Annotated in this window: 4 protein-coding genes and 1 tRNA gene; 4 read left to right on the top strand and 1 reads right to left on the bottom strand. The window is 34.1% G+C overall.

What is annotated here, in order from left to right:
- Nucleotides 1-69 precede the first annotated feature (69 nt).
- The 4 genes from ACXJH6_RS04465 (at nt 70) to ACXJH6_RS04450 (ending at nt 2,121) form a co-directional block, all read left to right on the top strand.
- Nucleotides 70-312 carry a hypothetical protein gene (locus ACXJH6_RS04465; protein WP_456470563.1) on the top strand — a complete coding sequence of 81 codons (243 nt, stop codon included), beginning with the start codon at nt 70-72 and terminating at the stop codon, nt 310-312.
- Nucleotides 302-580, top strand: coding sequence for a type II toxin-antitoxin system RelE/ParE family toxin (locus ACXJH6_RS04460; protein WP_456470562.1), 279 nt, complete (start codon nt 302-304; stop codon nt 578-580). Before ACXJH6_RS04465 ends, ACXJH6_RS04460 begins: the two co-directional genes overlap by 11 nt.
- 287 nt (nt 581-867) lie before the next feature.
- Nucleotides 868-1,335: a hypothetical protein gene (locus ACXJH6_RS04455; RefSeq protein ID WP_456470561.1), complete on the top strand. Its 468-nt coding sequence runs from the start codon at nt 868-870 to the stop codon at nt 1,333-1,335.
- A 525-nt stretch (nt 1,336-1,860) separates the two neighbouring features.
- A complete protein-coding gene (locus ACXJH6_RS04450) occupies nt 1,861-2,121 on the top strand; it encodes a hypothetical protein (RefSeq protein ID WP_456470560.1) in 261 nt (86 codons plus the stop codon).
- A 135-nt stretch (nt 2,122-2,256) separates the two neighbouring features.
- On the opposite strand, the gene ACXJH6_RS04445 is transcribed toward ACXJH6_RS04450, so the two are convergent.
- A tRNA-Leu gene (locus ACXJH6_RS04445) sits at nt 2,257-2,341 on the bottom strand.
- Between the last annotated feature and the right edge of the window lie 56 nt (nt 2,342-2,397).

The raw sequence follows: 2,397 nt of genomic DNA, 5'->3' as shown, positions 1-2,397 counted from the left end.
GACAGTAAAAAATAGCGTCTAAATATATGTTATAATATGTATATCAAAATACACATTTAAGGATTAGCGATGGTCAGCGTAGTTGATATTAGAAAAAGAGGAATTAAAGCGGTTGAAGACGAACTGCGAAAAGAAAACAAAGCCATCATCTCTTTTAAAGGCAATCCAAAGTATGTAATGCTTACCCTTGAAGAATATGAGAGGCTTTTGCTTGATAGTGCGTATAATGAGCTTAAAAAGAAAAAAGAAAAAGGAGAGGCTTTTGTTAGCGGTGCAAAAGAGCTTATCGAGAGAATAGAGAATGAGCTATAAGTTAATATATGACGATAAATTTATCAAGAAAAGCGTTAAGTTTTTAAAAAAACACCCGGAGTTAAAAGATAGATATTACAAAACGCTTGAAATACTTGAAGATAACCCGTTTCACCCTTCCCTTAGACTGCATAAGCTAAAAGGAACTGATTATCACTCAGTTTCAATTAATATGAATTACAGGATAGTTTTATACTTTTTAGTCAAAGGCAATGAGATTTATTTGCTTGATATAGATAATCACGATAACGCATATAAAGGACTTTAAGTGTGTATATTAAAATCGTTATTGCTTAGTTTATTATTTTGGGTCGGTGTAATAATGCTTATAACCGTTCCTGTTATGGGTATTTTACTTTTATGGTTAGTGTGGTATTTAAAAAGACAATGGAATATTGGTTGGTTTTGGATAATATTCTCTTTTTTAGCATTGGCTGGAATAATGACTGATTAACAGCGGGTCCTTTTGAAGTGGTGGAATACGGGTAACGGAGTGCGCAAAAGTTGGTTAGTTTTTGAAATTTCAAAGTAGTTATTAAGTTATAAGGAGATTCAATGGAACTTATTACACAGACAGAATTTGCAAAAATGGTAGGGGTGTCTCAGCCTTATATCGCCAAACTTATAAGAAAAGGCGTATTTATAGACTGCATAAAAGATAAAAAATTAATTAAAGAGTGTGCTTTAAAGGCTTACTACAATTCTAAAAAAAGAAAATCCATTGAGGATTATTCAAGATTATCCCCTCTGCAAAAAGTGCAGGTTAAAAAAGACGAATGGGCGGCTAAATTAAACGAACTGCATTACAGAGTGCAGACAGGCGAATTCAAAGACAAAGAGGAAATAGATAAAAGAGCCGAGAACATTTTAGTGGCTTTTAGGAATAAAATGTTAGCTCTACCTACAAAAGCGGCTCCGGTATTGGTCGGAATGAATGACGAAGAAAAAATAAAAGCCATAATAATTAATTATATTGATGAGGCTTTAAGTGAGCTTGAAAGGTTAAAGGAATTATCCGATTAACCGTCACAGCCGATGGTAAATAATCCTATAAGCTGTGGAACCGCCGCAAGTAATAAAAACAGAAAAAAAATACTCTACGTATTTCATCTTTTCTCTTTTTGGTTAATTTAATCATAAACAAGGGGGCGGGTTGAAAATTATTAACCCTGCATACCACAAGCGGACGCCCAGCCCTGCAAAAACAAAATCCGCTTTTAAGGGGGTGGGGGTATCCTGTTTATGCAACATCTTCAACATCAACGAAACTTCCTTTTTATCAGGCTTTTAACACTGCCTTTAAAAAGAAAAAGCAACACCAAAACCTGACATATGGGACAAAAATTCAGCTTTTTTCCTATAAAAGTGAACGGGTTATCAGAAAAAGTTGACAAAAGTTTACAGGCAAATTAAAAAGTCAACAAAAGTCAACAAGATTTTTGAAAAGGAAACAAAAGGAAACACGACTTTTAAAGTTTCCAAGATAATCGTTTCTCTCCAAAAGATAAATTCACTTCTATATAGGATTTAAATAAAAAAGGCTGTTATATGGACGTCAGCGTAGAATATCTTATTTATAACTTGCAAGACTTGGGAATGAATGAAAATAAAATATACGAGCTTTTAGAAAGACTGCAGGGGCTAAGGGTATATATTTCAAAGCAGAGATTATTCAAGTATAGGTTAAAAAAGAGATATTATCAGCTTAAAGGTATATTGCCGATTAACGAAATAACAGCTTTATTATCAAAAGAGTTTGAGAAATCTCCAAGCAGAATAAGAGTTTATATTAACGAATTTAAAAACTAAACACTGCTAAACAAAACTAAACGGATTTTTATTGAAAAATATATGCTTAAATTTAAAATAGTGGGGCTATTTGTGGGGTCATTTTTTGCTTAAATTTTCAAAACATCGTATTTATGGGAATTTTAGATGAATAAGTGGTGCGGGAGAGAGGACTCGAACCTCCACGCCTTGCGGCACCAGATCCTAAGTCTGGCGCGTCTGCCAGTTCCGCCACTCCCGCAATTAGGAGAAAATTATGATAAAAGTGGTACGCCCTGCAGGACTCGAACCTGCGAC

It is taken from the genome of Caminibacter sp., from assembly GCF_053999135.1.
Note: the sequence above shows the minus strand (reverse complement) of the source record. Positions and strands in the feature narration are given on the sequence as shown.